The organism is Streptomyces sp. NPDC055815 (assembly GCF_053616475.1).
Genome location: NZ_JBSHDU010000041.1, coordinates 1 through 24128 on the forward strand (window position 1 = coordinate 1; position 24128 = coordinate 24128).

Sequence of the window (24128 nt, forward strand, 5' to 3'; positions counted from 1 at the left end):
TCGCAGGACCGCTCGTCCCCACCGGCGACGTCCCGCCCGCGCCGCCCGCCGAGCCGCTGGCCCTCGCGGGCGATGCCCCGGTCGTGCCGGCCGCCGGACCGCTGGCCCTCGCGGGTGACGCGCCGCCGCCCGCTGAGCCGCTGGCCCTCGCGGGCGACGCCCAGGTCGCGCCGCTCGCCGGACCGCCCGTCTCCACTGGCGACGCCCCGGTCGTGTCAGCCGCCGAGCCGCTCGTCCCCACCGGCGACGCCCCGGTCGCGCCGGTCGCCGGACCGCCCGTCGAGCCCCCAGCCCCCGCGGGCGAGGCCCCGGCCGCCCCGCCCCCCGTACCCCCCGCCCCCACCAGCGACGTCCCGGCCGCCGAGCCCGGATGGGTGGTCGTCGAGCGGCGGGTGCTTGCTGCCCTGCGGGAGTGCGGGCATCGGCCGCGGGTGGCTGTTGCCGCTCGGGGGCTCTCCCTCAGCGGCGAGCACGGCGCCCTCTGGCTGGCCGTCGGGCTCGTGGCCGCCGCCCTCGACCGTCCCCGCCGTCGTGACTGGCTGCGCGGTACCGCCCTCGTCGCCACCGCGCACCTCGCCAGCATGGGAGTCAAGCGGCTCGTACGGCGGCCCCGGCCGGCCCCGGGCACGTACGAGCCCCTGGTCCGTACGGCCGGCCGGCACTCCTTCCCCAGCTCCCACGCCACCTCCTCCGCCGCCGCGGTCGTCGCCTTCGGCGTGCTCCATCCGACCGCCGGCCGGCTCGCCGCCCCCGTGGCCGGCGCGATGTGCCTCTCCCGTCTGGTCGTCGGCGTCCACTACCCGAGCGACGTCGCCGTCGGCGCCCTCCTCGGCGCCGCCACCGCCGCCGCGGGCCGCCGCTTCCTGGCCCCGCCCGCCGCCTCCGCGCCCCCCACGCGCGCGCGTGGGGAGGTCCGCTCGTGAGCGAGAGGGCCGGAGCCGCCGCCCTCCTCGACGCCCCCGCCGTGGTCCCGCACGCCCCCGCGCACCGGCGCGGTGGGCGAGTCCTCGGGCTCGTCCGGACCGCGCGCCCCCGGCAGTGGGTCAAGAACGTCCTCGTCCTCGCCGCCCCCGCCGCCGCCGGGCGCCTCGGCTCCTGGCAGACCGGCGCCCGGCTCGCCCTCGTCTTCGCCCTCTTCACGGCCGCCGCCTCCGCCGTCTACCTCCTCAACGACGCCCGCGACGCCGAGGCCGACCGTGCCCACCCCGCCAAGTGCCGCCGCCCCGTGGCCTCGGGGCAGGTGTCCGCCGCCCTCGCCGCCGGCACCGGGATCCTCCTCGGCCTCGGCTCCGCCGTCGCCGCCGCGCTCCTGTGCGGCCCGCTGACCGCCGCCCTGCTCGTCGCGTACCTCGGCATGCAGGTCGCGTACTGCGTCCGCCTCAAACACGTCCTCGTCGTCGACCTCGCCGTCGTCGCCACCGGCTTCCTCATGCGGGCGATGATCGGCGGCGTCGCGCTCGGCATCCCGCTCTCCCGCTGGTTCCTCATCACGACCGGGTTCGGCGCGCTCTTCATGGTCGCCGCCAAGCGGTACTCCGAGGCCGTCCAGATGGAGGGCACCGACGGCGCCACGCGCGCGCTGCTCACCCAGTACACGACCGGGTACCTCCGCTTCGTCTGGCAGCTCGCCGCCGGCGCCGCCGTCCTCGGCTACTGCCTGTGGGCCCTGGAAGCGGGCCCGGTGGAGACGTCCCTGCCGTGGCGTCAGCTCTCCGTCGGCGCCTTCGTCCTCGGAGTCCTCCGGTACGCCGTCTTCGCCGACCGCGGGGCGGCCGGCGCGCCCGAGGACGTCGTGCTGCGCGACCGGCCGCTCGCCGTCATCGGTCTCGCATGGGCCGCGCTGTACGGGATGTCGGTCGCGGGTCTGTGAGTCCGGGCAGGAGATTCTCGTAACCGGGCGATCCGACCACCCGGGTGATCCGACGGCGCGAGGAGTGGACGTACGACATGGACTGGCTGAGCAAGCTCCCCGTCATCGGCCCGTGGGTGACCCGCTTCATGCGGACCCACGCCTGGCACGCGTACGAGACCCTCGACGAGGCCCACTGGACCCGGCTCGCCGCCGCGATCACCTTCGTCTCCTTCATCGCCCTCTTCCCGCTGATCACGGTCGCCGCCGCGATCGGCGCCGCGCTCCTCACGCCGGAGCAGCTCGACCGGATCGAGGAGAAGATCAGCGACCAGGTGCCCGGCATCTCCGACCAGCTCGACATCGCCGGGCTCGTCGCCAACGCCGGCACCATCGGGCTCGTCGCCGGCGTCGTCCTCCTCGTCACCGGCGTCAGCTGGATCGGCTCCATGCGCGAGTGCCTGCGCGCCGTCTGGGGGCTGGACGACGTCGAGGGCAACCCGTTCCTGCTCAAGGGCAAGGACGGGCTGATCCTCCTCGGCCTCGGCGGCGTCGCGATCGGCTCGCTCGCCGCGTCCTGGCTCGGCTCCACCGCCGTCGGCTGGTCCGCCGACCGGCTCGGCATCTCCGGCGAGGGCGCGGGCGGCGTGCTGCTCCAGGGAGCCGCCGTCCTCGTCGCCGTCGTCGCCGACTTCCTGATCCTGCTGTACGTGCTGACGCTGCTGCCGGGCGTCGAACCGCGCCGCCGCGACCTGGTGGTGGCGGCGCTGATGGGCGCGGTCGGCTTCGAGCTGCTGAAGCTGCTGCTCGGCGGCTACATGAAGGGGGTCGCGGCGAAGTCGATGTACGGGGCGTTCGGCGTGCCGGTCGCCCTGCTCCTCTGGATCAACTTCACCGCGAAGCTGCTGCTCTTCTGCGCCGCGTGGACGGCTACGGAGTCACGTCGGGGGAAGACGGGGACGACCCCGGACGGTCAGGAGTCCCCTGAGGGTCCCGAGGCTTCTCAAGGTCCTCGGTCTCCTGAGTCTCCTGAGTCTCCTGAGTCTCCTCAAGGCCCTCGGAACGGCGGCGGCGCGCCGCCCCCGCGGCCAGCGGCCAGCGGCGGTTGACCAGGAAGACGGCCGCGGCCAGGAGGACGAGGACGCCGCCCGCCACGGCGAGGGCGATCCCGATCCCGCCGGACTTCTGGGCGGCCGCCGCGTGGACGGCCTCCTTCGGGGCGTTCTTGCCGGGCGCCGGCGCCGTCCCGTCGTCGGGGCCGGCGGACGCCGTGCGCTCCGAGCGCGGCGGCACCAGTTCACCGACCGGCGTCACCTTCCCGGCGGCCGCGAAGCCCCAGTCGAGCAGCCGGGCGGCCTCCAGGTAGACCGCGTGCTGCTCCTTCGACGAGGGGTTCATGACGGTGACGAGCAGGACCTTGCCGTTGCGCTCGGCGACTCCCGTGAAGGTCGCGCCCGCGTGCGTCGTGTTTCCGTTCTTGACCCCGGCGATGCCCTGGTACGGGGCGACGCCGATGTCACCGGTGAGGAGCCGGTTGGTGTTCTGGATCTCGAAGGTGCCGCGCTTCTTGCCCGGCTTGGCCTCGCCGGGGAAGGCGGCGCGGGGCGTGGAGGCGTACTCGCGGAAGTCGTCCTTCCGCATGCCGTTGCGGGCGATGAGCGTCAGGTCGTACGCGGAGGAGACCTGGCGCGGGGCGTCGTAGCCGTCCGGGGAGACCACGTAGGTGTCGAGGGCCTGGAGGTCGGCCGCGTGGTCGTTCATGTCCGCGACGGTCTGGTTGAGACCGCCGTTCATGCTGGTCAGCACGTGGACGGCGTCGTTGCCGGAGCGGAGGAAGACCCCGAGCCACAGATCGCGGACGCTGTAGGTCTGCTTCTCCTTGATGCCGACCAGGCTGGAGCCCGCCCCGATGCCGGCCAGGTCCTGGTTGGTGACCAGGTGGTTCTCCGTCTTGTTGGGGAACTTCGGCAGCAGGGTGTCCGCGAAGAGCATCTTCAGCGTGGAAGCCGGGGCGAGCCGCCAGTGCGCGTTGTGCGCGGCGAGGATCTGGCCGCTCTCCGCGTCCGCGACGATCCAGGAACGGCCCGACAGCTCCTTCGGCAGCACCGGGGCACCGGGCAGCAGCTGCACCTGCGTCCCCGGCTTGCCGAGCAGCGCACCACCGACACCGGACATCACGGCGGGAGGCTTGGGCTGCTTGTCCTTCCCGTCCTTTCCGTCCGCATAAGCCGAGGGCGCGGCGGTGACGAGCGGCAGGAGCACGGCAGCGGCGACCGCCCAAGCGGTCTTCTTCGAAGCAGACACGGTCGAGAACGTACAGGTACGCCCGAGCGACACGAACCCCGGCAGGCGGTTCGGTCGCGCTCGTCCACCCGGAAGCGGGGGCCGTGGGACGGACGGTGATACTGGGGTCATGAAGCTCAGCCGCCGTGTCTCCTGGTTCCTGCTCGCGTTCGGCGTGTGGTCCTGGTTCATCTGGGTCACCTTCGTCAAGAACCTCTGGAACGACGGGAGCGGCCTCGCCTTCGACGACGCGGGCGACCCGACGGCCTACTTCTGGGTTCATCTGCTGCTTGCCGTCACGTCCTTTGTCCTGGGGACGGTGATCGGCGTGATCGGGTTGCGCGGGGTGCGTGCCGCGCGTCGCGCGGACGCCTAGAAGAGGGGTTACGGGGGCGTGGTCGTCTTTCTGCTGGTCCTGGTCGTGGTGCTCGCGCTGCTCGGCGCGGTGCACTGGTACGTGTGGCGGCGTCTGGTGCGCGACGTCACGGCGCCCGGCGGGCTGCCGCGCCGGCTCGGTACGGCCGCCGTCATCGCCCTGCCGCTGCTCTCGATCGCGGCCCTGGTCTCCTCGCGGGCGGGCGTGCCCTTCCCGCTCCAGCAGGCGGTCGCCTGGCCCGGCTTCCTCTGGCTCGCCGTGCTCCTGTACCTGGTCCTGGCGCTGCTGGTCGGCGAGGCCGTCCGGCCGCTCCTGCGCGCCTGGCTGGGACGACGTGCGGCGGAGCCCGTGGCCGAGCCCGAGCCCGAGCCCGTGCCCGTACCCACGTCCGTGACCGCGCCCGCCGACCAGCCCGAGCCGACCGAGCGCCCCGAGCCGACCGAGCGCCCCGACCAGCCCGAGCCGACCGAGCGCCCCGACCAGCCCGAGCCGACCGACCAGCCCGAGCCGACCGAGCAGCCCGAGTCGGCCGAGCAGCCCCAGCCCGCCCGGCCCGACCCCCTCGGGCCCTCCCGGCGGCTCTTCGTTTCCCGGGTCGTCGCCGGGTCCGCCGCCGCCGTCGCCCTCGGGACCGTCGGGTACGGCACGTACGGGGTGCTGCGCGGGCCCCGGGTCAAGCGGGTCACCGTCCCGCTCGCCAAGATCCCGCGCGCCGCGCACGGTTACCGGATCGCCGTCGTGTCCGACATCCACCTCGGGCCGATCCTGGGCCGCGCCCACACCCAGCGGATCGTGGACTCGATCAACGCCGCCCAGCCCGATCTGATCGCGGTCGTCGGCGACCTCGTCGACGGCACCGTCGAGAACCTCGGCCCGGCCGCCGAGCCGCTCGCCCGGCTCCGCGCCCGGCACGGCTCCTTCTTCGTGACCGGCAACCACGAGTACTTCTCGGGCGCCGACGCCTGGGTCGACCACGTCCGGGAACTCGGCCTGCGTCCGCTGCGCAACGCGCGCGTGGAGATCCCGGCCGGCTTCGACCTCGCAGGCGTCGACGACGTCGCCGGGGAGAGCGAGGGCCATGGCCCCGACTTCGGGCGGGCCCTCGGCGACCGCGACCGGGCCCGCGCCGCGGTGCTCCTCGCGCACCAGCCGATCGTCATCCATGACGCCGTACGCCACGGGGTGGACCTGCAGCTCTCCGGCCACACCCACGGCGGCCAGCTCTGGCCCGGCAACTACCTCGCCGAACTGGCCAACCCGACCGTCGCCGGGCTCGAACAGTACGGGGACACCCAGCTGTACGTGTCCCGGGGCGCGGGCGCCTGGGGGCCGCCGGTGCGGGTCGGGGCGCCCTCCGACATCACGATCGTCGAACTCGCCTCGAAACAGGCCTGAACGGAAGGTGTCACTCCCCGCGCCGGGACCGATACGTGCTGCTCATCGACTTAAATTCTCATATCCCGGACATATACCTGTGGTGTGAAAGTTTTCTCTTCCACTTGTGAAACCCGTGTGATGGGATGCAGCCATCGCGACGGTTCCGGGGGCCGTCGCATCAGGGGTGGTATCCGAAAAAAGGAAGCACGGCAATGCGGTCGACGGTCCGTCTGCGGATCCTCATCACTTGTGGAGTACTGGTGGCCGCCGGAGTGGGGGGCTGGCAACTCCTGCCCTCCGACGGCGAGCGGACCGACCCGATCACCGTCGGCACGACCGACGAGGTGACCTCGCTCGACCCGGCCGGCGCCTACGACGCCGGCTCCTGGGCCATGTACAGCAACGTCTTCCAGTCGCTGCTGACGTTCAAGCCGGGCCTGAGCCAGCCGGTCCCGGACGCCGCCGAGAGCTGCAAGTTCGTGGGCACCCGGCTCACCACGTACCAGTGCACGCTCCGCGACGACCTCTCCTTCGCCGGTGGCCGCAAGATCACCGCCGAGGACGTCAAGTACTCCTTCGAGCGGATGCTGCACATCAAGACGGACGTCGGTCCGCAGCCGCTCTTCCCGACCCTGAAGAACGTCTCGGCCGAGGGCCGTACGGTCACCTTCCACCTGAGCGGCCGCGACGCCACGTTCCCGCTGAAGGTGGCCACGGGCGCCGGCTCGATCGTGGACAAGGACCAGTACCCGGCCGACAGGCTGCGCACGGGCACCGCGGTGGACGGCTCGGGGCCGTACGTCCTCAAGGAGTACAAGGAGGGCGAGTCCGCCCGCCTGGAGCCCAACCCCCGGTACAGGGGCGCCATCAGCAAGGCCGGCCACACGGTCCTCGTGAAGTACTTCGGCCAGTCCGAGGACCTCGCCAAGGCCTGGAAGGCGAAGGAGGTCCAGGTGACGCACCGCCAGCTGCCGCCGGCCTTCCTCTCCACCCTGGACACCAAGGACGGGACCCGGGTCACCGAGGCGGAGAGCGCCGAGATCCGCAACCTCAACTTCAACGTCCGGCCCGGCTCGCCCATGGCGGACAAGGCCGTACGACAGGCCGTCGCCGCCGTCCTCGACCGCCCGGCGATCACCACGGGCGCCTACAAGGGCACGGTCGAGCCGCTGTACTCCCTCATCCCGCAGGGCTTCGTCGGCCACAGCACCGCCTTCTTCGACGTCTACCCGGAGCCGGACGCGAAGAAGGCCAAGAGCCTCCTGAGGGCGGCCGGGGTCAAGACGCCGGTGAAGTTCACCTACGGCTTCCGCAAGGACGCCACCTACGCCGCCGAGGCCGCCGAGGTCAAGCGGCAGCTGGAGGAGACCGGCCTCTTCGAGGTCAAGGTCGTCGAGGCCGACTGGCAGAGCTTCCAGAAGGGGTACGCGAAGGGCAGCTACGACGCCTACCCGGTCGGCTGGCTCCCCGACTTCCCCGACTCCGACAGCTTCACCGCGCCGCTCGTCGGCACCGCGAACACCCTGCACAACGGCTTCTCCAGCAAGCGGATCGACAGCCTGATCGCCTCGACGCAGCAGTACAGCGACCGGGCCCGGGCGACGGGCGACTTCAAGGAGATCCAGGACGAGGTCGCCTCCGACGTCCCGCTCGTCCCGCTGTGGCAGAAGAAGGACTACGTCCTGTCCACGGAGGCGGTCACCGGCTCCCAGTACCTGACGGACGGCACGGGCATCTGGCGCCTGTGGGAGCTCAGCTGGATCTGAGGATCCCCCGGGAGGCCTCTCAGGAGGTCTCCTGCGGCTTCGGGCTCGCCTTCTTCTTGGGCTTGCCCGAGGCCGCCATTCCGGCCGCCGTCGGCATGAAGTCGGAGAGCAGCTCGTGCGTCTCCTTGACCAGTGGCCGCAGGATCCGGAAGCGGGAAAGCGAGATCGCGCGGGCGGTGACCGGCGCGAGGCGCTCCACCAGGCGGCGGCTGTTCGCCGCGCCCTCCGAGCGGTCGTACACCCAGAACAGCACGAGGCCCATCTGCTGGAGCCACAGCAACTGCGGGAGGGCTTCCTTCAGTTCGGGGTCGACCTTGACCGTGGCTCCGGAGATGACCCGCCGGTGCACCTCGATCGCGGCCTCGCGCGGGCCCTCCGACTCGGGGGAGAAGGGGCTGAGCGGGCTGTCCGGGTCGGCGGCGTTCTTGAAGAACTGGGCCGCGAACTCGTGGTACGGCTCCGCGATGTCGAGCCAGCCGAGGTAGACCCCGCGGATCCGGGCGGTGAGGTCCTTCTCGGGGCCGGTCAGGATGGGCTCGACGGCCGCCTGGTGCTCCTCGGCGATCCGGTCGTAGAAGCCCTGGACGAGGTGCTCCTTGGAGGAGAAGTAGTAGTACGCGTTGCCGACGGAGACCCCGGCCTCCTGGGCGATGGCCCGCATCGTCGTCTTGTCGTAACCGCGCTCCTTGAACAGCCGGAGCGCGGTTTCGAGGATGAGCGTGCGGGTCTGCTCGCTCTTGGGGGCCTTCTTCTCTTCCGTCACGGACCCGAGCCTAACCGGGCGGACCGGGCACCTCGCAGTGCCCGCCCTCGCAGGACCGGTCGTCAGGACCCGGCCCCTTGAGGGCCTCGCGCCATTTCGCGGCCGCCAGGACGGTCGCCCGGGCGAAGGGCTGTCCGGCGGGGGTGGAGAGCCAGTGGGCCTTGGCCCGGTGGTCGGCCAGGGCCCAGAGGCAGACGATCCAGGCGGAGGTCTCCCGGTAGACCTGGCCCCGGTCCCCGATCACGGTGATCTCCCGCAGGGTCGCGGCGTGGTCGAGGGCCGGGAAGAGGCGCTGTGCCTGCTGCGATCCCGCGGGTACGAAATCGAGCGGGACGAGCTGCCGCTGGCGCAGCAGCCAGTGCCTGAGGTGCACGCAGAGCGGGCAGTCGGCGTCGTACAGCACGGTCAGGCGTCCCACGGGGGTCGTGGGCCTCGCCGGGGCCGGCGCCACGGTCAGGCCTGCGGCGCGGGCGGGGCCCAGGGGCCGCCCTTGGGGGTCGCGGTCCAGCCCTGCGGGCCGACCGGGGGCACCTGTTCGCGCTCCATGACCCCGCGGCGGCGGATCTTGTTGAGCACGTACACGTTGCCGAGGTGCATGACGCCGAGGACGAGCAGGACCACTCCGAGCTTGACGGAGAGGGCCTCGAAGAGTGCCCGGGCGTCGAGGACGGCGGCGTCCTGGCTCAGGTAGAGGGCGACGAAGCCGAAGTTGACGAGGTAGAAGCCGACCACGAGGAGGTGGTTGACGGCGTCCGCGAGCTTCTCGTTCCCGTGCAGGACGTCGGAGAGGAAGATCCTTCCGTTGCGGCTGAGCGTGCGGGCGACCCAGACGGTGAGGGCCACGCTGATCAGCAGGTAGACGATGTACGCGACGACAGTGAGGTCCATGCCCCACCCTCCCTTGAACGCGTTCAAAAGCTGGCGGTCATGACTGTAGACCTCCTCTTGAACGTGTTCAAGTCGCTTGGGTGAGGGATGCCGGGCGGAGTGTCGGACGGGGTGCCCGGTGGGGTGCCCCGTGGGGTGCCTCAGAGGGTGCCCGGTGGCCTGCCTAATGGGGTGGCCCGGCGTCGGCTCCGCGCTTAGGGTCGGCGGGTGACGCTCTCTCATGACCTGGCCGGCACCGGCCCCTCGACCGTCGTCCTGCTGCACTCCGGGGTCTGCGACCGCCGCATGTGGGACGGGCAGTTCCACGCGCTGGCCGAGGCGGGGCACCGTGTCGTCCGCTGCGACCTCCGCGGCTTCGGCGACAGCCCGATCGACGCCCCGCACACCCACGCCGAGGACGTACGCGCCCTCCTCGACCACCTCGGCGCCGAACGCGCCGTCGTCGTCGGCTCCTCCTTCGGCGGCCGCGTCGCCCTCGAACTCGCCGCCCTCCACCCCGGCCGCGTCTCCGCCCTCGCGCTCCTGGGCCCCGCGATGCCCGGCATGGCACCGAGCCCGGAGCTGCGCGCCTGGGGCGCCCGCGAGGACGCCCTCATCGAGGCGGGCGACCTCGACGCCGCCGTCGAGCTCAACGTCGACACCTGGCTGGGCCCGGAGGCCTCGGAGGCCGCCCGCGCCCTCGTACGGGACGGGCAGCGGCGCGCCTTCGACCTCCAGCTCGCCGCCCCCGAGGAGCACCACCCCGTCGCCGCCGAGGTCGGCCGCGACGACCTCGCCCGGATCCAGGCCCCCGCCCTCGTCGCCGTCGGCGCCCACGACCTGGCCGACTTCCGGGCCGTCGCCGACGAGCTCGGAGACCTCCTGCCCGCCGCGCGCCGCGTCGACCTCGACTGGGCCGGCCACCTCCCCGCCCTGGAACGCCCCGACGAGACGGCCCGGTTGCTCCTCTCCTTCCTCTCCCAGCTCCCCGAGCTCAGCCCCGGCGTATCTGCGCGGTGATCGTCGCGTCGGTGATCCGGTCGTCGGCGGCGAGCAGCAGCGCCTTCGACAGGATCACCGACAGCAGCCCGCCGTCCTCCTCGAACGGCAGGAACACCTTCCCCCGGTCCCGGGAACGGTCGGTCACGATGCACAGATAGCTGTCGTCCGGCTCCATCAGCACGTTCCCCGAGCCCAGATGGATCCGGTACGCCCGCAGCTCGCCCCGCACCCGCAGGAACCGGTCGGTCAGCTCCACCCGGTCCGCGATCCGGGTCCTGGGCAGCAGCCGGGCCAGCGTCTCGCGCCGGATCAGCGCCGACTCCGTGAGCGCACCGAACGACCAGCTCTCCCAGTACCCGTCGTACGCCCGGTCCTCCCCGCGGTCCCGCCAGTTCGGGTCCGCCCCGATCGACGCCACCCCCACGAACAGGTCGACGTCCCGCAGCGCCTCCGAGAGCAGCAGCGCCGGCACGCCGGAGAGCGCGACCGCCTCCCAGTCGCCCCGCGCGCCCGTTCTCCGCTCGAACCGCACCTGGTCCGTGGAGCAGAGCCGGGCCACCCCGTCCCGGCTCGCGCCCTCGTCGACCAGCTCCACGAAGAACCGGGCCCGCCAGCGCGCCCCCTCGCCGGCCGGCAGCTCGCCCGGGGCGGGCAGCTCCTTCACCAGCTCCGAGGACCAGCCCTCCGAGAAGTACCCCAGGTGGTTCCCCGTCCAGCCGCGCTCGGTCATCAGCGCCCGCGCCTGCCCGTACCGCAGGACGTGCCCCGCGAAGCGGTTGGAGTACGAGCCGGTCACGAGCTCCGCCGGAGTCAGCGGGTACACCTCGCGGAACACCTGCTTGAACGGCTGGCGCTCCTCCCGCTCCGTCACCGCCGTCCGCCAGGCGGAGACCTCCTCGCCGCCGGCCCGCAGCGGATGCCACAGCCGCAGCCGGGCGCCCGGACCGACCGGACGGGCCGTCCCGTCCTCGGCCGCGAGCGCCCAGCCGCCGCCGGTGCGCTCCGGCAGGCCCGCCGTCCACGGCTCCTCGGCGTCCTCCGTGACCTCCCAGAGCAGGGCGCGGGCCAGCGCCCCCGTCACCGGATGGTCGACGTAGTACCGCTGCCAGTCCGCCGCCGCCCAGGTCGTCCCCGCCGCGAGGTGCTCCTCAAGGCGCGACCGCTCGGCGGCGACCAGCCGCTTCAGCTCCTTGAGCCCGGCCCTGACCTCCTTCAACTCCTCGGCGCGGGACTCCCGGACCTCCTTCGGCGCCGTCTTCAGGAGCCTCCCCTCCGGGCCCCTGAACGACAGCACGACCGTGCCCGGCTCCCGTACCGACAGCTCCGCCGTGTACGCCCCGAGCGGCGCCTCCCGGGCCCCGCGCCCGTCCAGGCCGAGCGTGGGGACCCCGCGCTCGCGGAGCATCGACGGGGTGAGCCCGGCGCGGGCGGCGACCGCCTCAAGGGCCTTGGCGATGCCCTTGTTCACCGTCCGGTTCTTCACGGTCTTCGGCAGCCGTCCGAGCCACTGCACGGCCTCCTCGCCCCGGGCGCCCCCGCACTCCCCGAGCACCGCGACGGCGGTGGTGGCCAGTGTCTGGCTGCGGCAGAACCCGCCGGAACCGCCGGTCCCCGTCCCCGCGTTCACGGCCACGGCCCCGACGAGCGGAACGACCCACTGGGCGTCGATGTCGAGCGCGGCCCACAGGAGCCCGCGGACCAGGGAGGTGTTGGTGTCGCCGGCGAGACCCCAGTCGACCTGATGCCACGGGTTGCGGTCCGACACCCGGTGCTCGGGCTGCGCGGCGATCCCCTCCAACAGCCGCCGCACCACCTCCGCCCCCTGCTCGGTCTCCCCGAGCAGGGCCCCCGCCTTCCGGCGCCACGCCCGCGTCGCCCTGGGCTTGTCCAGGAGGACACAGTGGGCGAGGAAGGCCGCCACGCCCGCCTCCGCCAGCAGCTCCCCGTGCGTCGCGCGCATCGCCGGGCCGTATGCGTCGAGGTCGTCGAGGACCTGCCGGGGCAGCCGGCCGGGCACCACCGGCACCTCGCGGCGCAGCAGGACGTCCATCAGGTTGCGTATCCCCACGTACTCTTCGCTCCGGTAGACGTAGTGGGACTCGGCGATCCGCTGCAGCGCCCGCACCCGGGGCCGGTCGAAGTCCTCGGCCTGCGCGGCCGCCGCCAGGGCGATGGGCACCAAGGTCAGGAACACGCCGTGGAGTTCATGCGGGGCGAGCTCCGCGTCCTTCCCCAGGAGCCGCGCGAGCAGCAGGTCCGCCTCGCCCGTGGTCCAGCCCAACTCCTGCTCCGCCAGCGCGGCGAGGGCCGGCGCGACAGGGCGCGCGTCGCCGCGGCACGCCCGCAGGTGCAGTGCGAGCGCGCTCTCCCTGCGGCCGGCCGTGCCCAGGGACGCGAGCAACTCGCCGACCGCTCCCGGTCCTTCCGTGACCTCGCGCGCCAGTGCCTCGTCCAGCCTGCTCTCCAGGCTCGTGATCCCCACCATGCAGACGACGGTAGAGGACCCCACTGACAGTGCTAGGCGGCGAACCGCCGCACCCCCGGCACCAGGGCCGTCCCCGCGCAGCACCCGCCGACCACCACCGCGGCCACCAGCAAGGGCACTTCGGGGCCCCACGTCGAGGCGGCGAGCGGGGCCAGGGTGTAGCCCAGGGGCATCGCGGCGAGGGAGAGCAGCCAGTCGTACGAGGTGACCCGGGCGAGTGCGTGCTCGGGCACGGCGCGCTGGACGGCGGTCTCCCAGACGGGGGACAGGAAGCCGAGGCCCGCCTGCGCGAGCCCGTACGCCGCGATCGTCACCGGCGCGGGCGCGGCGAGGGCGAGCAGCACCAGCGGCAGCGCGTACGTGGCGAGGCCGAGGTTCGCGGTCAGGACCGGGCGCCGGGGGCTGACCCGGTCGGAGAGCAGTGCCCCGAGGAGGTAGCCGACGGCGCCGACCTGGAGGAGGACGACCCAGGTGGTGCCGCCGCCGAGCCGCTGCACGGCGATCGCGGGCCCGAGGGTCATCAGGACGGCGGCGGCGCCGTTCCAGGCGCTGTGGCCGACGAGGCTGGTCCAGTACCAGTCCCGGGAGCGGACCTCCTGCCAGCCCTCGGCGAGGTCGGCGCGGAGCGAGCGGCGCGGGATCGGGACCCGCTTCACCCGTACGGCGGTCAGGAGCAGGGCGCTGACGGCGAAGGTGGCCGCGTCCAGGACGAACGCCCAGCCGGGGCCCACGGTGAGGACCAGGGTGCCGGCGAGTGCGGGTCCGGCGAGGCGGGTGGCGCTCTGGGCGACGCCCATGGCCGCGTTGGCCCGGTGCAGCGACTCCGCCTCGACCGTGCCCTTCACCAGGGGCGAGCCGGTCGGCATGGCGAAGGCTCCGGCCGCCCCGCCGAGGGCCTCGGCGACCGCGAGGACGGCGAGGCTGGGGGCGCCGCCGAGCAGCTGGACGCCGACGACGAGCTGGGTGGCGCAGCGTACGAGGTCGGTGGTGAGCGCGACCGTACGGGCGTCGAAGCGGTCGCCGACGACGCCGCCCACCGGCAGCAGGAGCAGCTTGGGGACCATCGCGCAGCCGAGGACCAGGGCGAGCGCCGAGGTGGAGCCGGTGGCCTCCAGGACGGCGAGGGCCAGGGCGGCGGGGATGGCGGCGTCGCCGAGGAGGGAGAGGGCCCGGCCGGTGAAGAGGAGGCGGAAGGAGCGGGTGCGCAGGGGATGGGGGACGGGCGGGGGCGCGACGGGGCGCTCGGAGGCGGTGACCATGGATCGCAGAGTATTTCGGCGCCGAATAATTCGTCAACGAAATACTTCTCGCGAAAAGAGTGCCCCGCCGACGTACGATCACCCCATGGCGCACCCCGACGAGCAGGAACCCCAGGAGTCGCAGGAACCGCGCGACTGGACCGACGAGCACGTCGCCCGCTGGCAGCCCGTCCTGCCCGGACTCGACCCCGTCGTCGAAGGCGCGGTCACCCGGATGAAGAAGCTCTCGGTCCATCTGCGCCGGGTCAGGGAGCAGTCGCTCGTCGACTTCGACCTGGAGCGCCACGAGTTCGACACCCTCCACAAGCTCGCGGGCCGCGGCGGCAGCGCCGCCCCCTCCGAACTCGCCCAGGACCTCGACCTGGCCCCCGCCTCCGTCTCCGGGCGCCTCGACGCCCTGGAGAAGCGCGGCTTCGTCCGCCGCACCCCGTCCACGACCGACCGCCGCCGGGTCGTCGTCGAACTCACCCCCTCCGGCCACGAGACCTGGCTCGGCGCGATGGACGTCCTCGGCCACGAGGAGTACCGGCTGCTCGGCGTCCTCAGCGCCGAGGAACGCGGCCTGCTCAACGACATGCTGCGCCGGATCATGGTCGAGGCCGAGGCGGGCGGCCCGGCCCAGGGCTGGCACGCCTGAGAGGGCGTTGTCAGTGGCCGTCCCTACGCTGCTCGGCATGGGAACGGTGACCTTCGTCGACGAGACGACCTCGGGGGGCCGCACGGCCGGCCCCCGCCTGCCCGTCACGGAAGAGCGGCTCACCCTGCGGGAGCTGATCCGCCGTCGGGTCGCCCACGAGGCCGCTGCCGAAGCCCACGAGGCCGCCGCCGAAGCCCACGAGACCGCCGCCGAAGCCCACGAGGCCGCCGCCGAGGCCGACGCGGCGTTCGCCCGGGCCGTCGAGGCCTTCGGGCGCAACGGCTTCCTGGTCCTTGTGGGCGACCGTCAGATCGAGGAGCTGGACGAGACGGTGACGGTGGGTCCGGAGACCGAGGTCGTCTTCCTCAGACTCGTCCCGCTCGTCGGCGGCTGAACGGCACCCGTCACATGCTCAGCGAGCGCGCGTAGTTGAGCTGCCCCATGACCCACTGGAAGGTGTCCGGCCCGGTCGCCGGGATCATCGTCGAGTGGTGGCGCCCGCCGCTGGTGACCGTGACCTGGATGAAGCCGGTCGTGGTCTTCTCCTTCATCAGCAGGAACAGCAGGCCGAGCAGGCAGAAGATGAAGAAGATCACCGCGAGGACGATCGCCACGGTCGGCATCTTCTCCTCGGTCCGCGACATGTCCATCGCGTTCCACACGGCGCCCTTGAGGGGCATGTTCCCGGCCGGCGTGATGATCTGGTCGCCGACCACGGTGATGTCACCGAGGCTCAGCACCGGCGCGCCGCCGCCCGCCGGCGCGTGCTGCGGCGGCACCGGCACGCCACCGGGCAGGGTCGGCTGGTAGGGCGGCGGGGTCTGCGGGTACCCGTACGCCGGGGCACCGGGCGTGGCGTCCTGCGGATAGCCGTAGGCCGGCGTCCCGCCCTGCTGCCCCGGCCCCCACTTGTACTCACCGTCCGCGTAAGGGTTCGGCTCGCTCATCAGTCCCCGTCCTCCCAAGAAAAAAGCCCGCTCCTGCACGCCGCAGCGTACAGAAGCGGGCTTCCCGCCGTACCAGTGGTCAGAAACGACGCGTGATCAGCGCGCGCTTCACTTCCTGGATGGCCTTGGTGACCTCGATGCCACGCGGGCACGCGTCGGTGCAGTTGAACGTCGTGCGGCAGCGCCACACGCCGTCCTTGTCGTTCAGGATCTCCAGGCGCTGCTCGCCGGCCTCGTCACGCGAGTCGAAGATGAAGCGGTGCGCGTTGACGATCGCGGCCGGACCGAAGTACTGGCCGTCGTTCCAGAAGACCGGGCAGGACGACGTGCACGCGGCGCACAGGATGCACTTGGTGGTGTCGTCGAAGCGCTCGCGGTCCTCGGCGGACTGCAGACGCTCGCGCGTCGGCTCGTTGCCCTTGGTGACCAGGAACGGCATGACGTCCCGGTACGCCTGGAAGAACGGCTCCATGTCGACCACGAGGTCCTTGAGGACCGTGAGGCCCTTGATGGCCTCGACCGTGATCGGCTTCTCCGGGTTGATGTCCTTGATCAGCGTCTTGCAGGCGAGCCTGTTCTTGCCGTTGATCCGCATCGCGTCGGAGCCGCAGATGCCGTGCGCGCAGGAGCGACGGAAGGTCAGCGTGCCGTCGACGTCCCACTTGATCTTGTGAAGGGCGTCGAGGACACGCTCCTTCGGGTCGATCTCGATCTGGAAGTCCTCCCAGACCGCGGCGTCCGACACCTCGGGGTTGAAGCGGCGGATCCGCATCGTGACCGTGATGTACGGGGAGGCGGCGGACTCCGCCTCGACCTTGTCCAGTACGGGGGTAGCCATCAGTACTTACGCTCCATCGGCTGGTAGCGGGTCTGGACGACCGGCTTGTAGTCGAGACGGACGGTCTCGGAGCCGTCCTCGCCGACCTCGCGGTACGCCATGGTGTGGCGCATGAAGTTGACGTCGTCGCGGTTCGGGTAGTCCTCGCGGTAGTGACCGCCGCGGGACTCCTTGCGCGCCAGGGCCGAGACGGCCATGACCTCGGCCAGTTCGAGCAGGTTGCCCAGCTCGATGGCCTCCAGGAGGTCGGTGTTGAAGCGCTTGCCCTTGTCCTGGATGGACACGTTCTCGTAGCGCTCGCGCAGTTCGGCGATCTTCTCGACGGCCGTCTTGATGGTCTGCTCCGTACGGAACACCATCACGTTGGCGTCCATCGTCTCCTGGAGCTCACGGCGCAGGTCGGCGACCCGCTCGTTGCCCGTGGAGTTGCGCAGCTTCTCGATCTGCGCGACGACGAAGGCCTCGGGGGCCTCGGGCAGCTCGACGAAGTCGCTCTTGGCGGAGTACTCGGCGGCGGCGATGCCGGAGCGCTTGCCGAAGACGTTGATGTCGAGCAGCGAGTTGGTGCCGAGACGGTTGGCGCCGTGCACGGAGACACAGGCGACCTCGCCGGCCGCGTACAGGCCCGGGACGACGGTGGTGTTGTCCGAGAGGACCTCACCCTCGACGTTCGTCGGGATGCCGCCCATGGCGTAGTGCGCGGTGGGCTGGATCGGGATCGGGTCCGTGTACGGCTCGATGCCGAGGTACGTACGGGCGAACTCGGTGATGTCCGGGAGCTTGGCGTCGAGCTGCTCCGGCGGCAGGTGCGTCAGGTCCAGGTAGACGTGGTCGCCCTCGGGACCGCAGCCGCGGCCCTCGCGGATCTCCGTGTAGATGGAGCGGGAGACGACGTCACGGGACGCGAGGTCCTTCATGACCGGCGCGTACTTCTCCATGAAGCGCTCGCCGTCCTTGTTGCGGAGGATGCCGCCCTCACCGCGGGCGCCCTCCGTAAGCAGGATGCCCATGCGCCAGATGCCCGTCGGGTGGAACTGGAAGAACTCCATGTCCTCCAGGGGCAGGCCGCGGCGGTAGCAGGCGGCCTGGCCGTCACCGGTCAGGGTGTGGGCGTTGGAGGTCACCTTGAAGAACTTGCCGGTGCCGCCGGAGGCGTAGATGACGGCCTTGGCCTGGAAGATGTGGATCTCGCCGGTGGCCAGCTCGTAGGCGACGACGCCCGCGGAGTGCTTCACACCGTCGACCTCGGTGATCAGCTGGTCCAGGACGTAGAACTCGTTGAAGAACTCCACGCCCTCCTTGACGCAGTTCTGGTACAGCGTCTGGAGGATCATGTGGCCGGTGCGGTCCGCGGCGTAGCAGGACCGGCGGACCGGGGCCTCGCCGTGGTTGCGGGAGTGACCGCCGAAGCGGCGCTGGTCGATCGTCCCGTTGGGCGTCCGGTTGAACGGCAGGCCCATCTTCTCCAGGTCGAGGACGGCGTCGATGGCCTCCTTCGCCAGGATCTCGGCGGCGTCCTGGTCGACCAGGTAGTCACCGCCCTTGACCGTGTCGAAGGTGTGCCACTCCCAGTTGTCCTCCTCCACGTTCGCCAGCGCGGCGGCCATGCCGCCCTGCGCGGCGCCCGTGTGGGAGCGGGTGGGGTAGAGCTTCGTCAGGACGGCGGTGCGGCTGCGCTTCGTCGACTCGATGGCGGCGCGCATGCCGGCGCCGCCGGCGCCGACGATGACGGTGTCGTACTTGTGGATCTTCATGACGTGGATTACCTCAGCCCCGTGCCTAGCGGATGTTCGGGTCGAAGGTGAAGATCACCAGCGTGCCCAGAAGGATGGTGAACACCGTGGCGGTGTACAGCAGGCCCTTGAGCCACAGGCGCGTGTTGGCCCGCTCCGCGTAGTCGTTGATGACCGTACGGAGGCCGTTGGCGCCGTGCAGCATGGCGAGCCAGAGCATCAGCAGGTCCCAGACCTGCCAGAACGGGGACGCCCAGCGGCCGGCCACGAAGGCGAAGCCGACCTTGGAGACGCCGCCGTCCAGGAAGAGCTGGATCAGCAGGTGGCCGAGGACCAGGACGACGAGGACCACGCCCGAGAGGCGCATGAAGAGCCACGCGGCCATCTCGAAGTTGCCGCGGGTCGCGCGCGGGGTCTTGCCCGTGCGCTTGCGGGGGGCCTCGATGTACGGCGCGGGGTTGTCCACGTCGTAGTGCGCGCCGCCCTCGACGGGGCCGATCGCTGCGGAGGTCGTGTCAGCAGACATGAGTGGCGTCAGCTCCCGAACAGTTCACGTGCGGCGTGGCCGAGGACGGGGTACAGCGAGCCCGCCATCAGCACGACCCAGATGCCCACGACGGTCCAGAGCATCTGCTTCTGGTAGCGCGGGCCCTTGGACCAGAAGTCCACGGCGATGACCCGGAGGCCGTTCAGCGCGTGGAAGAGGATGGCGGCGACCAGGCCGTACTCCAGAAGAGCGACGATCGGCGTCTTGTAGGTCGCGACGACCTCGTCGTACGCCTCGGGGGAGACGCGGACGAGAGCGGTGTCCAGCACGTGTACGAACAGGAAGAAGAAGATGAGGACGCCGGTGACTCGATGAGCCACCCAGCTCCACATTCCTTCCCGGCCGCGGTACAGCGTTCCAGCCGGCACGGAAAAACCCTCCGGGAGCGGGGATCAGGGCCGGCCGGCTTCTCTGTCGGTCAGACCCGGCCGGGTACGGTCCACCGGCCCCGGTCATCGTAGCGACGACTTGTCGGTTCGCTCGCGCGGGGTCCATCGGTGTGATCAAACAGGCACGGACGGGCTATCGCACAGCACCGAATCGCCGCATTCCGGACGAATTCACGGTGTGGTGACGCCGAAGGTGAGGCGGGCGCGGGCGAGTCGGCGGAGTTCGTCGGCGGCCACCACCCGTTCCTCCTCCGGTTCGTTGCCGAGACGTGACCGGATACCGGCCAGTACGCGGTCGAGGCGCTCCTCGGGCCGGACTCCGTCCAGGCTGATCACGAACGCGTGCCCGAAGCGGCTCTCGTACGCGGCGTGCGCGGCGCCCAGCGCCATGAGGGCCGCCGGCGGGGCGTCGGGGTGCGGGGCGGTGGCGGACTCGGCGGCCAGCGCCTCGTCCAGCTCGGCCCGCGACAGGTCGTAGGAGGCCTCGTCCGCGGCGGCGAGCAGCGCGTCGAGCGTCGGGTACGGGCGGTGCGCGCTCACCCGTTCGGCCCAGCGCCGGCTCGCGCAGCAGCCGAACAGGAGCGCCTCCGCGGCCCCGGCCGGCGCGGCGTTGAAGCGGACGAGCCCCGAGAGGTGCCGGGCCGCGCCCTGCTGGGCAGGTATCGCAGGCGTGTCCGTGGAACCCGGCTTCCGGCAGGGGGCGTGGGTGTCGCTGCTCAGCGTGGGCTCCGGTTACTCCGGGTCGGGTGGGGTGGGCGTGACGCAACGTTATCGACGGGATGAGGGAAGTGTCCGACGGATGCGCGAATTTCACCCGGAAGGGAGAGTTTCGGAACACATGATGGACGATCGGGTTCCGGCTCCGTCGACTGGTCGGACCCTCGTCGGTGGGGGAGGATCCGAGTGATGCGTTACTCCTTCCGGGGGCCTCGCCGGGGCCCCGCACTTCTGGCGACCGCGGTGGCACTGGCCACCGTGGCGGCCTGCTCGAACGATTCTCCGTCAGGTCCGACCGGCACGGGCACCGGCACCGGCACCTCCGCGAGCAGCGTGCCCGCGAGCACCCCGCCGCCCAGCCCGACACCGACGCCGACGAAGACCTACCCCCTCTCGACCGCGCCGCGCACGATCCCCTCCGTCCGCGCCCACGAGGCCGCCCGCGGCCCCGGCTGGAAGCCCGCGCCCACGGGCGGGGTCGTCCTCGCCGCGAACAGCGAGGGCCTCGCCGACGAGGGCCGGCTGATCGCGGGGGAGCTCGGCATCCCGTACCGCGGCGCCGCCGCGCCCGGACCCGGGGACGTGGAGCTGGCCGTGGGCGGGGCGGGCGCCCCCGAGTCGTACACCCTGACGGTCCGCGACGGCCGCGTCCGGATCGCGGGTCCCGACGAGGCCGGCGTGTTCTACGGCACCCGCACCCTCAAACAGTCGGTCAAGGCCACCGGCGCGATGCCCGAGGGGACCGTCACCGACCGCCCGGCGAAGCCGCAGCGCGGACTCAACCTCGACATCGCCCGCAAGCCCTTCACGGCCGCCTGGATCGAGGACCGCATCCGCGAGATGGGCGACCTCAAGCTCAACCAGCTCCAACTGCACTTCTCCGACGACCAGGGCTTCCGGATCGAGTCCCGGAGCCACCCCGAGGTCGTCTCGGCCCAGCACCTCACCAAGGCCGAGGTCCGCCGGATCCTCGCGCTCGCGGCGAGCCGGCACATCACCGTCGTCCCCGAGATCGACTCGCCGGGGCACCTCGGGGCCGTCATCGCCGCCCACCCGGACCTCCAGCTCGTCAGCGCGAGCGGCCGGACCCCGCGCGGGGCCGTGGACATCTCCGACCCCGACTCGGCGCGGATCGTCGACGACCTGCTGCGCGAGTACGCCCAGCTGTTCCCCGGCGCCTGGTTCCACCTCGGCGCCGACGAGTACGTCGCCCTCATGTCGAAGAACCCCGAGGCGACCTACCCGGAGCTGGCCCGGGCCGCGCGCGCGAAGTACGGGCCCTCCGGCCGCGTCCAGGACCTCGCCACCGGCTGGCTGAACGACCGCGCGGCCGTCGTCCGGCCCGCCGGCAAGATCCCCAAGGCCTGGAACGACGGCTTCTTCACGGGCGGGGTGGCGACCGCGGCCAAGGACATCGAGGTCGAGTACTGGACGGGCAAGGAGATCGGCGCCCGGCAGCCCGTCGCGTACCTGAGCGCGGGCCGCAAGCTGGTCAACCTCAACGACCTGTACCTGTATTACGTCCTCGGCCAGCCCAACAAGTTCACGTACCCCACCGGCCGCCGGATCTACGAGGAGTGGACACCGCTCGTCGTCCGCGGCCGGACCGCGGTGCCGGCGCGGTACGACTCCCAGATCCTGGGCGCCCGTTTCGCGGTCTGGGGCGACCTGCCGAGGGCCCAGACGCAGGCCCAGGTCGCGGCCGGTATCCGGCTCCCGCTCACCGCCCTCGCGCAGAAGGTCTGGGACCCGGCGAAACCGACGCTGACCTGGGAGCAGTTCAGGGCCTTGGCGGAGAAGGTGCGCTGAGCCGCATGTGCCAGCAGATTGCTGGCTGTGCGACTAGACTTGTTGCATGGCCACTCTTTACGTGCGAGACCTGTCCGAGGAAGCGCTGACCGAGCTGAAGATAAGGGCCGCCCGCAACCGGCAGTCGCTGCAGGCGTACGCGCGGACCCTGCTGGAGCAAGAAGCCGCGACGCCGTCACTGGAGAGCGTGATCGCCCGCATTCAGGACCGGGCCACGGCGCACCTCTCCACCGAGGATGTGCTGGACGAGATCGACCGGGGAAGGCGGCGCGAGTGATCGTCGTGGATGCCGGTGCGCTGGTCATGTTGGTCTCCGACGCGGGACCGGTCGGCACGGCGCTGCGGGAGCGGGTGAAGGGGGAGCGCCTGCTGGCCCCGTACCTGGTGGACGTCGAGGTGACGTCCGCGCTCCTTGGCCGACATCGTGGCGGCAAGCTCACCGACCGGGAGCTGGACGACGCCTGCGCGGCCTTCGCCGAACTCCCGCTGCGCAGGTCGGAGCACCTGTTCCTGCTGCCGCGCGTACGGGAGCTGTACGCGAACCTCACCGCGTACGACGCGGTGTACGTAGCGCTCGCCGAGGGGTACGACGTGCCGCTGGTGACGAGTGACGGCCGGATCAGGGACGGCGCGCGGGCCACCCGGGCCAAGTGTCCGGTCGAAGTGTTCAACGACAGGACCCACGGGGTGTAGGGCCCGTCCGACCTCTATGCAGCACGCCAAGGCCACTGGCATGATTCCGGCCGCGCAGTGACGAAAAAGCGCCCTCCGGCGCAGTAGTGGAAGTACTGCGTCCGCATCGGGTGGCGAGGAGGCGTCCATGACGTCGGTGAACGGCCGGAGCCTGCTGGAACTGATCGACGGGGCCGACGAGCGAGGACTGGCCGCGGCCGGACTCGCCTGCCTCGACCGCTGTCTGCCGCTGCTCGCCCCCGACCGGGCCGACGCCCTGCGCCCCGTGTGGGCCGCCGTCGCGCGCGGCGACGGCGGCGCCTGGGGCGAGGCCGTCGCCAAGGCCCGGGTCGAGCTCCACGTGGACGGTACGGAGGAGGCCGGAGCCGTACGCGCCATGCTCGCCGAAGCCCCGGCGGCCTGGACCGCCGAGGCCCTGCGCGCCTGGGCCTCGGACTGCTCCGTGGCGGCGCTCGCCCTGCACGGGCGGTTCGACGCGGCCGGCGTGCCCGACGGCCTCGTCGAGCGCTGCCGGGCCGGGGACGCGGACGGCGCGGGCCCGCTGCTCGCCGGGGAGCTCCGCCGCCAGCAGGCCGTCCTCGAGACGGTCGCCCACGGCCCGACCGGACTGCGCCGGGCGCGTGAACTCTCGGTCGAGGGCGGCCGGGTGCTGCGCGCGGTGGTCTCCCGCCGGGCCCGCACCGCCTGACCGTCAGGCCTCGGGCGCCTGGATCGCGATCGAGGCGACCGTCTCCGCGATCTCCCGCTCGGCCGTGGCCTTGTCCAGGCCGAGCCCGCTCAGCACGCCCTGCCCGTCCTCGTGCTCCAGGAGGGCGAGCAGGATGTGCTCGGTGCCGACGTAGTTGTGCCCGAGGCGCAGGGCCTCGCGGAACGTCAGCTCCAGGACCTTCTTCGCCGCCGCGTCGTACGGGACGAGTGCGGGCACCTCGTCGGCGGCCGGCGGCAGCGTCGCCGTGACCGCCTCGCGGACCCGGTCGAGGGTCACGCCCCGCGAGGTGATCCAGTGCGCCGCGAGCCCCTCGGGCTCGGCGAGCAGGCCGAGCGCCAGGTGGGCGGGGACCGTCTCGGCGTTCCGGGCGGCGGTGGCCTCGTTCTGGGCGGCCATGACCACGTTCCGGGCGCGCGGGGTGAAGCGGCTGAACCCGGCGTTCGGGTCCATCTTCTCCGCGTCCGGCTCCTTGGGGACGAAGCGCTTCTGGGCCGCCTGGCGGGTGACGCCCATGCTGCGGCCGATGTCGGTCCAGGAGGCGCCGGAGCGCCGGGCCTGGTCCACGAAGTGGCCGATGAGGTGGTCGGCGACGTCGCCGAGGTGGTCCGCCGCGATGACCGCGCCGGAGAGCTGTTCCAGGGCGTCCGGATGGACCTTCTTGATGGCTTCGATGAGTTCGTCGAGACGGACAGGGACATTCAGGCCGACTGGATTCGTCATGAGGCAACCTTAGGTTGACACCTCTCCACTGTCAACGGTCGGTTGACACCCAAAGGGCGTACTCCACCCCGGGAAGCGGGACATCGCGAGAAAGAGTGAGAAAAGAAGGAAAGTAGAAAGGGAGAAAAGGGGGGAAATGGGAGACGACCGGGGCCGCCACCCCCCACAGGAGAGGCCCCGGTCGTCGTCCACGGAGCCGCAGCACGGCTCCGTACTCCTATCAGCGCCGCCGGTGCGGTTTCTGTCACACCTCCCGGACCACCCGGAGGTTGCAAGTTGTACAAGGACCCCGGACCGCGTGGACGTGACGCCGCGACACCACGTAGCGTGCAGATGCGCGAGGCTGCGTGGCGGTGGTGACC

The 24128-nt window shown here is 72.1% G+C and carries 25 protein-coding genes and 1 pseudogene; 13 read left to right on the forward strand and 13 right to left on the reverse strand.

Annotated features, from left to right (window positions below; translation table 11 throughout):
* Positions 1 to 374 precede the first annotated feature (374 nt).
* From ACWGN5_RS24500 to ACWGN5_RS24510, 3 genes are all read left to right on the forward strand, one after another.
* Positions 375 to 923, forward strand: a complete 549-nt coding sequence (locus ACWGN5_RS24500) for a phosphatase PAP2 family protein (RefSeq protein ID WP_453518880.1) — start codon at positions 375 to 377, stop codon at positions 921 to 923.
* Between the two features lie 41 nt (positions 924 to 964).
* Positions 965 to 1870, forward strand: a complete 906-nt coding sequence (locus ACWGN5_RS24505; protein ID WP_453518883.1) for a decaprenyl-phosphate phosphoribosyltransferase — start codon at positions 965 to 967, stop codon at positions 1868 to 1870.
* A 77-nt stretch (positions 1871 to 1947) separates the two neighbouring features.
* Complete coding sequence (locus ACWGN5_RS24510; RefSeq protein WP_453518886.1) at positions 1948 to 2958, forward strand: YihY/virulence factor BrkB family protein; 1011 nt, start codon at positions 1948 to 1950, stop codon at positions 2956 to 2958.
* A gap of 292 nt (positions 2959 to 3250) precedes the next feature.
* Here ACWGN5_RS24510 and ACWGN5_RS24515 read toward each other — a convergent pair.
* Positions 3251 to 4324, reverse strand: a pseudogene (locus ACWGN5_RS24515) (D-alanyl-D-alanine carboxypeptidase); the annotation flags it as partial.
* On the opposite strand from ACWGN5_RS24515, the gene ACWGN5_RS24520 reads away from it, so the two are divergent.
* The 3 genes from ACWGN5_RS24520 (at position 4263) to ACWGN5_RS24530 (ending at position 7651) form a co-directional block, all read left to right on the forward strand.
* Entirely contained in the window at positions 4263 to 4508 is a 246-nt protein-coding gene (locus ACWGN5_RS24520) for an SCO4848 family membrane protein (protein ID WP_359589775.1), read from the forward strand. The pseudogene ACWGN5_RS24515 and the gene ACWGN5_RS24520 sit on opposite strands and share 62 nt — an antisense overlap.
* An 18-nt stretch (positions 4509 to 4526) precedes the next feature.
* The gene (locus ACWGN5_RS24525) at positions 4527 to 5903 is read left to right on the forward strand and encodes a metallophosphoesterase (protein ID WP_453518738.1); all 1377 of its coding nucleotides are present in this window, start codon (positions 4527 to 4529) and stop codon (positions 5901 to 5903) included.
* Positions 5904 to 6097: 194 nt separating this feature from the next.
* Positions 6098 to 7651 carry an ABC transporter substrate-binding protein gene (locus ACWGN5_RS24530; RefSeq protein WP_453518741.1) on the forward strand — a complete coding sequence of 518 codons (1554 nt, stop codon included), beginning with the start codon at positions 6098 to 6100 and terminating at the stop codon, positions 7649 to 7651.
* Positions 7652 to 7670: 19 nt separating this feature from the next.
* Here the strand turns inward: ACWGN5_RS24530 and ACWGN5_RS24535 are convergent, their stop codons facing one another.
* The 3 genes from ACWGN5_RS24535 to ACWGN5_RS24545 are packed head-to-tail and all read right to left on the reverse strand — an operon-like array spanning position 7671 to position 9302.
* Positions 7671 to 8414 carry a TetR family transcriptional regulator gene (locus tag ACWGN5_RS24535; protein WP_453518743.1) on the reverse strand — a complete coding sequence of 248 codons (744 nt, stop codon included), beginning with the start codon at positions 8412 to 8414 and terminating at the stop codon, positions 7671 to 7673.
* Positions 8415 to 8424: 10 nt separating this feature from the next.
* Positions 8425 to 8832, reverse strand: coding sequence for a thiol-disulfide oxidoreductase DCC family protein (locus tag ACWGN5_RS24540; protein WP_453518744.1), 408 nt, complete (start codon positions 8830 to 8832; stop codon positions 8425 to 8427).
* 35 nt (positions 8833 to 8867) lie between these two features.
* Positions 8868 to 9302, reverse strand: a complete 435-nt coding sequence (locus tag ACWGN5_RS24545; RefSeq protein WP_453518745.1) for a hypothetical protein — start codon at positions 9300 to 9302, stop codon at positions 8868 to 8870.
* Positions 9303 to 9509: 207 nt separating this feature from the next.
* Between ACWGN5_RS24545 and ACWGN5_RS24550 the strand changes: the two genes are divergently transcribed.
* Complete coding sequence (locus ACWGN5_RS24550; protein ID WP_453518747.1) at positions 9510 to 10301, forward strand: alpha/beta fold hydrolase; 792 nt, start codon at positions 9510 to 9512, stop codon at positions 10299 to 10301.
* Here ACWGN5_RS24550 and ACWGN5_RS24555 read toward each other — a convergent pair.
* Positions 10276 to 12768 (reverse strand): DUF4132 domain-containing protein, encoded by a 2493-nt coding sequence (locus tag ACWGN5_RS24555; RefSeq protein ID WP_453518749.1) that lies wholly within the window; start codon positions 12766 to 12768, stop codon positions 10276 to 10278. The genes ACWGN5_RS24550 and ACWGN5_RS24555 overlap by 26 nt on opposite strands.
* A 32-nt stretch (positions 12769 to 12800) precedes the next feature.
* Positions 12801 to 14027 carry an MFS transporter gene (locus ACWGN5_RS24560; protein ID WP_453518751.1) on the reverse strand — a complete coding sequence of 409 codons (1227 nt, stop codon included), beginning with the start codon at positions 14025 to 14027 and terminating at the stop codon, positions 12801 to 12803.
* A gap of 85 nt (positions 14028 to 14112) precedes the next feature.
* On the opposite strand from ACWGN5_RS24560, the gene ACWGN5_RS24565 reads away from it, so the two are divergent.
* The gene (locus tag ACWGN5_RS24565; protein WP_453518753.1) at positions 14113 to 14664 is read left to right on the forward strand and encodes a MarR family winged helix-turn-helix transcriptional regulator; all 552 of its coding nucleotides are present in this window, start codon (positions 14113 to 14115) and stop codon (positions 14662 to 14664) included.
* 37 nt (positions 14665 to 14701) lie between these two features.
* Positions 14702 to 15058: a hypothetical protein gene (locus ACWGN5_RS24570; RefSeq protein ID WP_453518756.1), complete on the forward strand. Its 357-nt coding sequence runs from the start codon at positions 14702 to 14704 to the stop codon at positions 15056 to 15058.
* Positions 15059 to 15068: 10 nt separating this feature from the next.
* On the opposite strand, the gene ACWGN5_RS24575 is transcribed toward ACWGN5_RS24570, so the two are convergent.
* From ACWGN5_RS24575 to ACWGN5_RS24600, 6 genes are all read right to left on the reverse strand, one after another.
* Complete coding sequence (locus ACWGN5_RS24575; RefSeq protein WP_453518758.1) at positions 15069 to 15611, reverse strand: hypothetical protein; 543 nt, start codon at positions 15609 to 15611, stop codon at positions 15069 to 15071.
* A 79-nt stretch (positions 15612 to 15690) separates the two neighbouring features.
* Positions 15691 to 16449 carry a succinate dehydrogenase iron-sulfur subunit gene (locus ACWGN5_RS24580; RefSeq protein ID WP_041130880.1) on the reverse strand — a complete coding sequence of 253 codons (759 nt, stop codon included), beginning with the start codon at positions 16447 to 16449 and terminating at the stop codon, positions 15691 to 15693.
* Positions 16449 to 18203, reverse strand: coding sequence for a succinate dehydrogenase flavoprotein subunit (gene sdhA / locus ACWGN5_RS24585; protein WP_453518760.1), 1755 nt, complete (start codon positions 18201 to 18203; stop codon positions 16449 to 16451). Before sdhA ends, ACWGN5_RS24580 begins: the two co-directional genes overlap by 1 nt.
* A 25-nt stretch (positions 18204 to 18228) precedes the next feature.
* Positions 18229 to 18708, reverse strand: coding sequence for a succinate dehydrogenase hydrophobic membrane anchor subunit (locus ACWGN5_RS24590; protein ID WP_329854277.1), 480 nt, complete (start codon positions 18706 to 18708; stop codon positions 18229 to 18231).
* An 8-nt stretch (positions 18709 to 18716) separates the two neighbouring features.
* Positions 18717 to 19097 (reverse strand): succinate dehydrogenase, cytochrome b556 subunit, encoded by a 381-nt coding sequence (sdhC, locus tag ACWGN5_RS24595; protein ID WP_015035721.1) that lies wholly within the window; start codon positions 19095 to 19097, stop codon positions 18717 to 18719.
* A 192-nt stretch (positions 19098 to 19289) separates the two neighbouring features.
* Entirely contained in the window at positions 19290 to 19838 is a 549-nt protein-coding gene (locus ACWGN5_RS24600) for a 2-oxo-4-hydroxy-4-carboxy-5-ureidoimidazoline decarboxylase (protein WP_453518889.1), read from the reverse strand.
* A 186-nt stretch (positions 19839 to 20024) separates the two neighbouring features.
* Between ACWGN5_RS24600 and ACWGN5_RS24605 the strand changes: the two genes are divergently transcribed.
* The 4 genes from ACWGN5_RS24605 to ACWGN5_RS24620 all read left to right on the forward strand — a co-directional run bounded on the left by ACWGN5_RS24605 (position 20025) and on the right by ACWGN5_RS24620 (position 23025).
* The gene (locus tag ACWGN5_RS24605) at positions 20025 to 21644 is read left to right on the forward strand and encodes a beta-N-acetylhexosaminidase (protein WP_453518763.1); all 1620 of its coding nucleotides are present in this window, start codon (positions 20025 to 20027) and stop codon (positions 21642 to 21644) included.
* A 46-nt stretch (positions 21645 to 21690) separates the two neighbouring features.
* Positions 21691 to 21921 carry a FitA-like ribbon-helix-helix domain-containing protein gene (locus ACWGN5_RS24610; protein WP_453518766.1) on the forward strand — a complete coding sequence of 77 codons (231 nt, stop codon included), beginning with the start codon at positions 21691 to 21693 and terminating at the stop codon, positions 21919 to 21921.
* Positions 21918 to 22337: a type II toxin-antitoxin system VapC family toxin gene (locus tag ACWGN5_RS24615; RefSeq protein ID WP_453518768.1), complete on the forward strand. Its 420-nt coding sequence runs from the start codon at positions 21918 to 21920 to the stop codon at positions 22335 to 22337. The genes ACWGN5_RS24610 and ACWGN5_RS24615 overlap by 4 nt, the downstream gene beginning before the upstream one ends.
* A gap of 127 nt (positions 22338 to 22464) precedes the next feature.
* The gene (locus ACWGN5_RS24620; RefSeq protein ID WP_453518769.1) at positions 22465 to 23025 is read left to right on the forward strand and encodes a hypothetical protein; all 561 of its coding nucleotides are present in this window, start codon (positions 22465 to 22467) and stop codon (positions 23023 to 23025) included.
* A 3-nt stretch (positions 23026 to 23028) separates the two neighbouring features.
* Here the strand turns inward: ACWGN5_RS24620 and ACWGN5_RS24625 are convergent, their stop codons facing one another.
* On the reverse strand, positions 23029 to 23766 hold the full coding sequence (locus ACWGN5_RS24625; RefSeq protein ID WP_453518771.1) for a Clp protease N-terminal domain-containing protein: 738 nt from the start codon (positions 23764 to 23766) through the stop codon (positions 23029 to 23031).
* Positions 23767 to 24128 lie beyond the last annotated feature (362 nt).

Coding starts and splice junctions, on each gene's coding strand:
- ACWGN5_RS24510 (WP_453518886.1), top strand. CDS start 1,948: ATGGACTGGCTGAGCAAGCTCCCCGTCATCGGCCCGTGGGTGACCCGC.
- ACWGN5_RS24520 (WP_359589775.1), top strand. CDS start 4,263: ATGAAGCTCAGCCGCCGTGTCTCCTGGTTCCTGCTCGCGTTCGGCGTG.
- ACWGN5_RS24530 (WP_453518741.1), top strand. CDS start 6,098: ATGCGGTCGACGGTCCGTCTGCGGATCCTCATCACTTGTGGAGTACTG.
- ACWGN5_RS24545 (WP_453518745.1), bottom strand. CDS start 9,302: ATGGACCTCACTGTCGTCGCGTACATCGTCTACCTGCTGATCAGCGTG.
- ACWGN5_RS24555 (WP_453518749.1), bottom strand. CDS start 12,768: ATGGTGGGGATCACGAGCCTGGAGAGCAGGCTGGACGAGGCACTGGCG.
- ACWGN5_RS24560 (WP_453518751.1), bottom strand. CDS start 14,027: ATGGTCACCGCCTCCGAGCGCCCCGTCGCGCCCCCGCCCGTCCCCCAT.
- ACWGN5_RS24565 (WP_453518753.1), top strand. CDS start 14,113: ATGGCGCACCCCGACGAGCAGGAACCCCAGGAGTCGCAGGAACCGCGC.
- ACWGN5_RS24570 (WP_453518756.1), top strand. CDS start 14,702: ATGGGAACGGTGACCTTCGTCGACGAGACGACCTCGGGGGGCCGCACG.
- ACWGN5_RS24575 (WP_453518758.1), bottom strand. CDS start 15,611: ATGAGCGAGCCGAACCCTTACGCGGACGGTGAGTACAAGTGGGGGCCG.
- ACWGN5_RS24580 (WP_041130880.1), bottom strand. CDS start 16,449: ATGGCTACCCCCGTACTGGACAAGGTCGAGGCGGAGTCCGCCGCCTCC.
- sdhA (WP_453518760.1), bottom strand. CDS start 18,203: ATGAAGATCCACAAGTACGACACCGTCATCGTCGGCGCCGGCGGCGCC.
- ACWGN5_RS24590 (WP_329854277.1), bottom strand. CDS start 18,708: ATGTCTGCTGACACGACCTCCGCAGCGATCGGCCCCGTCGAGGGCGGC.
- ACWGN5_RS24605 (WP_453518763.1), top strand. CDS start 20,025: ATGCGTTACTCCTTCCGGGGGCCTCGCCGGGGCCCCGCACTTCTGGCG.
- ACWGN5_RS24610 (WP_453518766.1), top strand. CDS start 21,691: ATGGCCACTCTTTACGTGCGAGACCTGTCCGAGGAAGCGCTGACCGAG.
- ACWGN5_RS24620 (WP_453518769.1), top strand. CDS start 22,465: ATGACGTCGGTGAACGGCCGGAGCCTGCTGGAACTGATCGACGGGGCC.
- ACWGN5_RS24625 (WP_453518771.1), bottom strand. CDS start 23,766: ATGACGAATCCAGTCGGCCTGAATGTCCCTGTCCGTCTCGACGAACTC.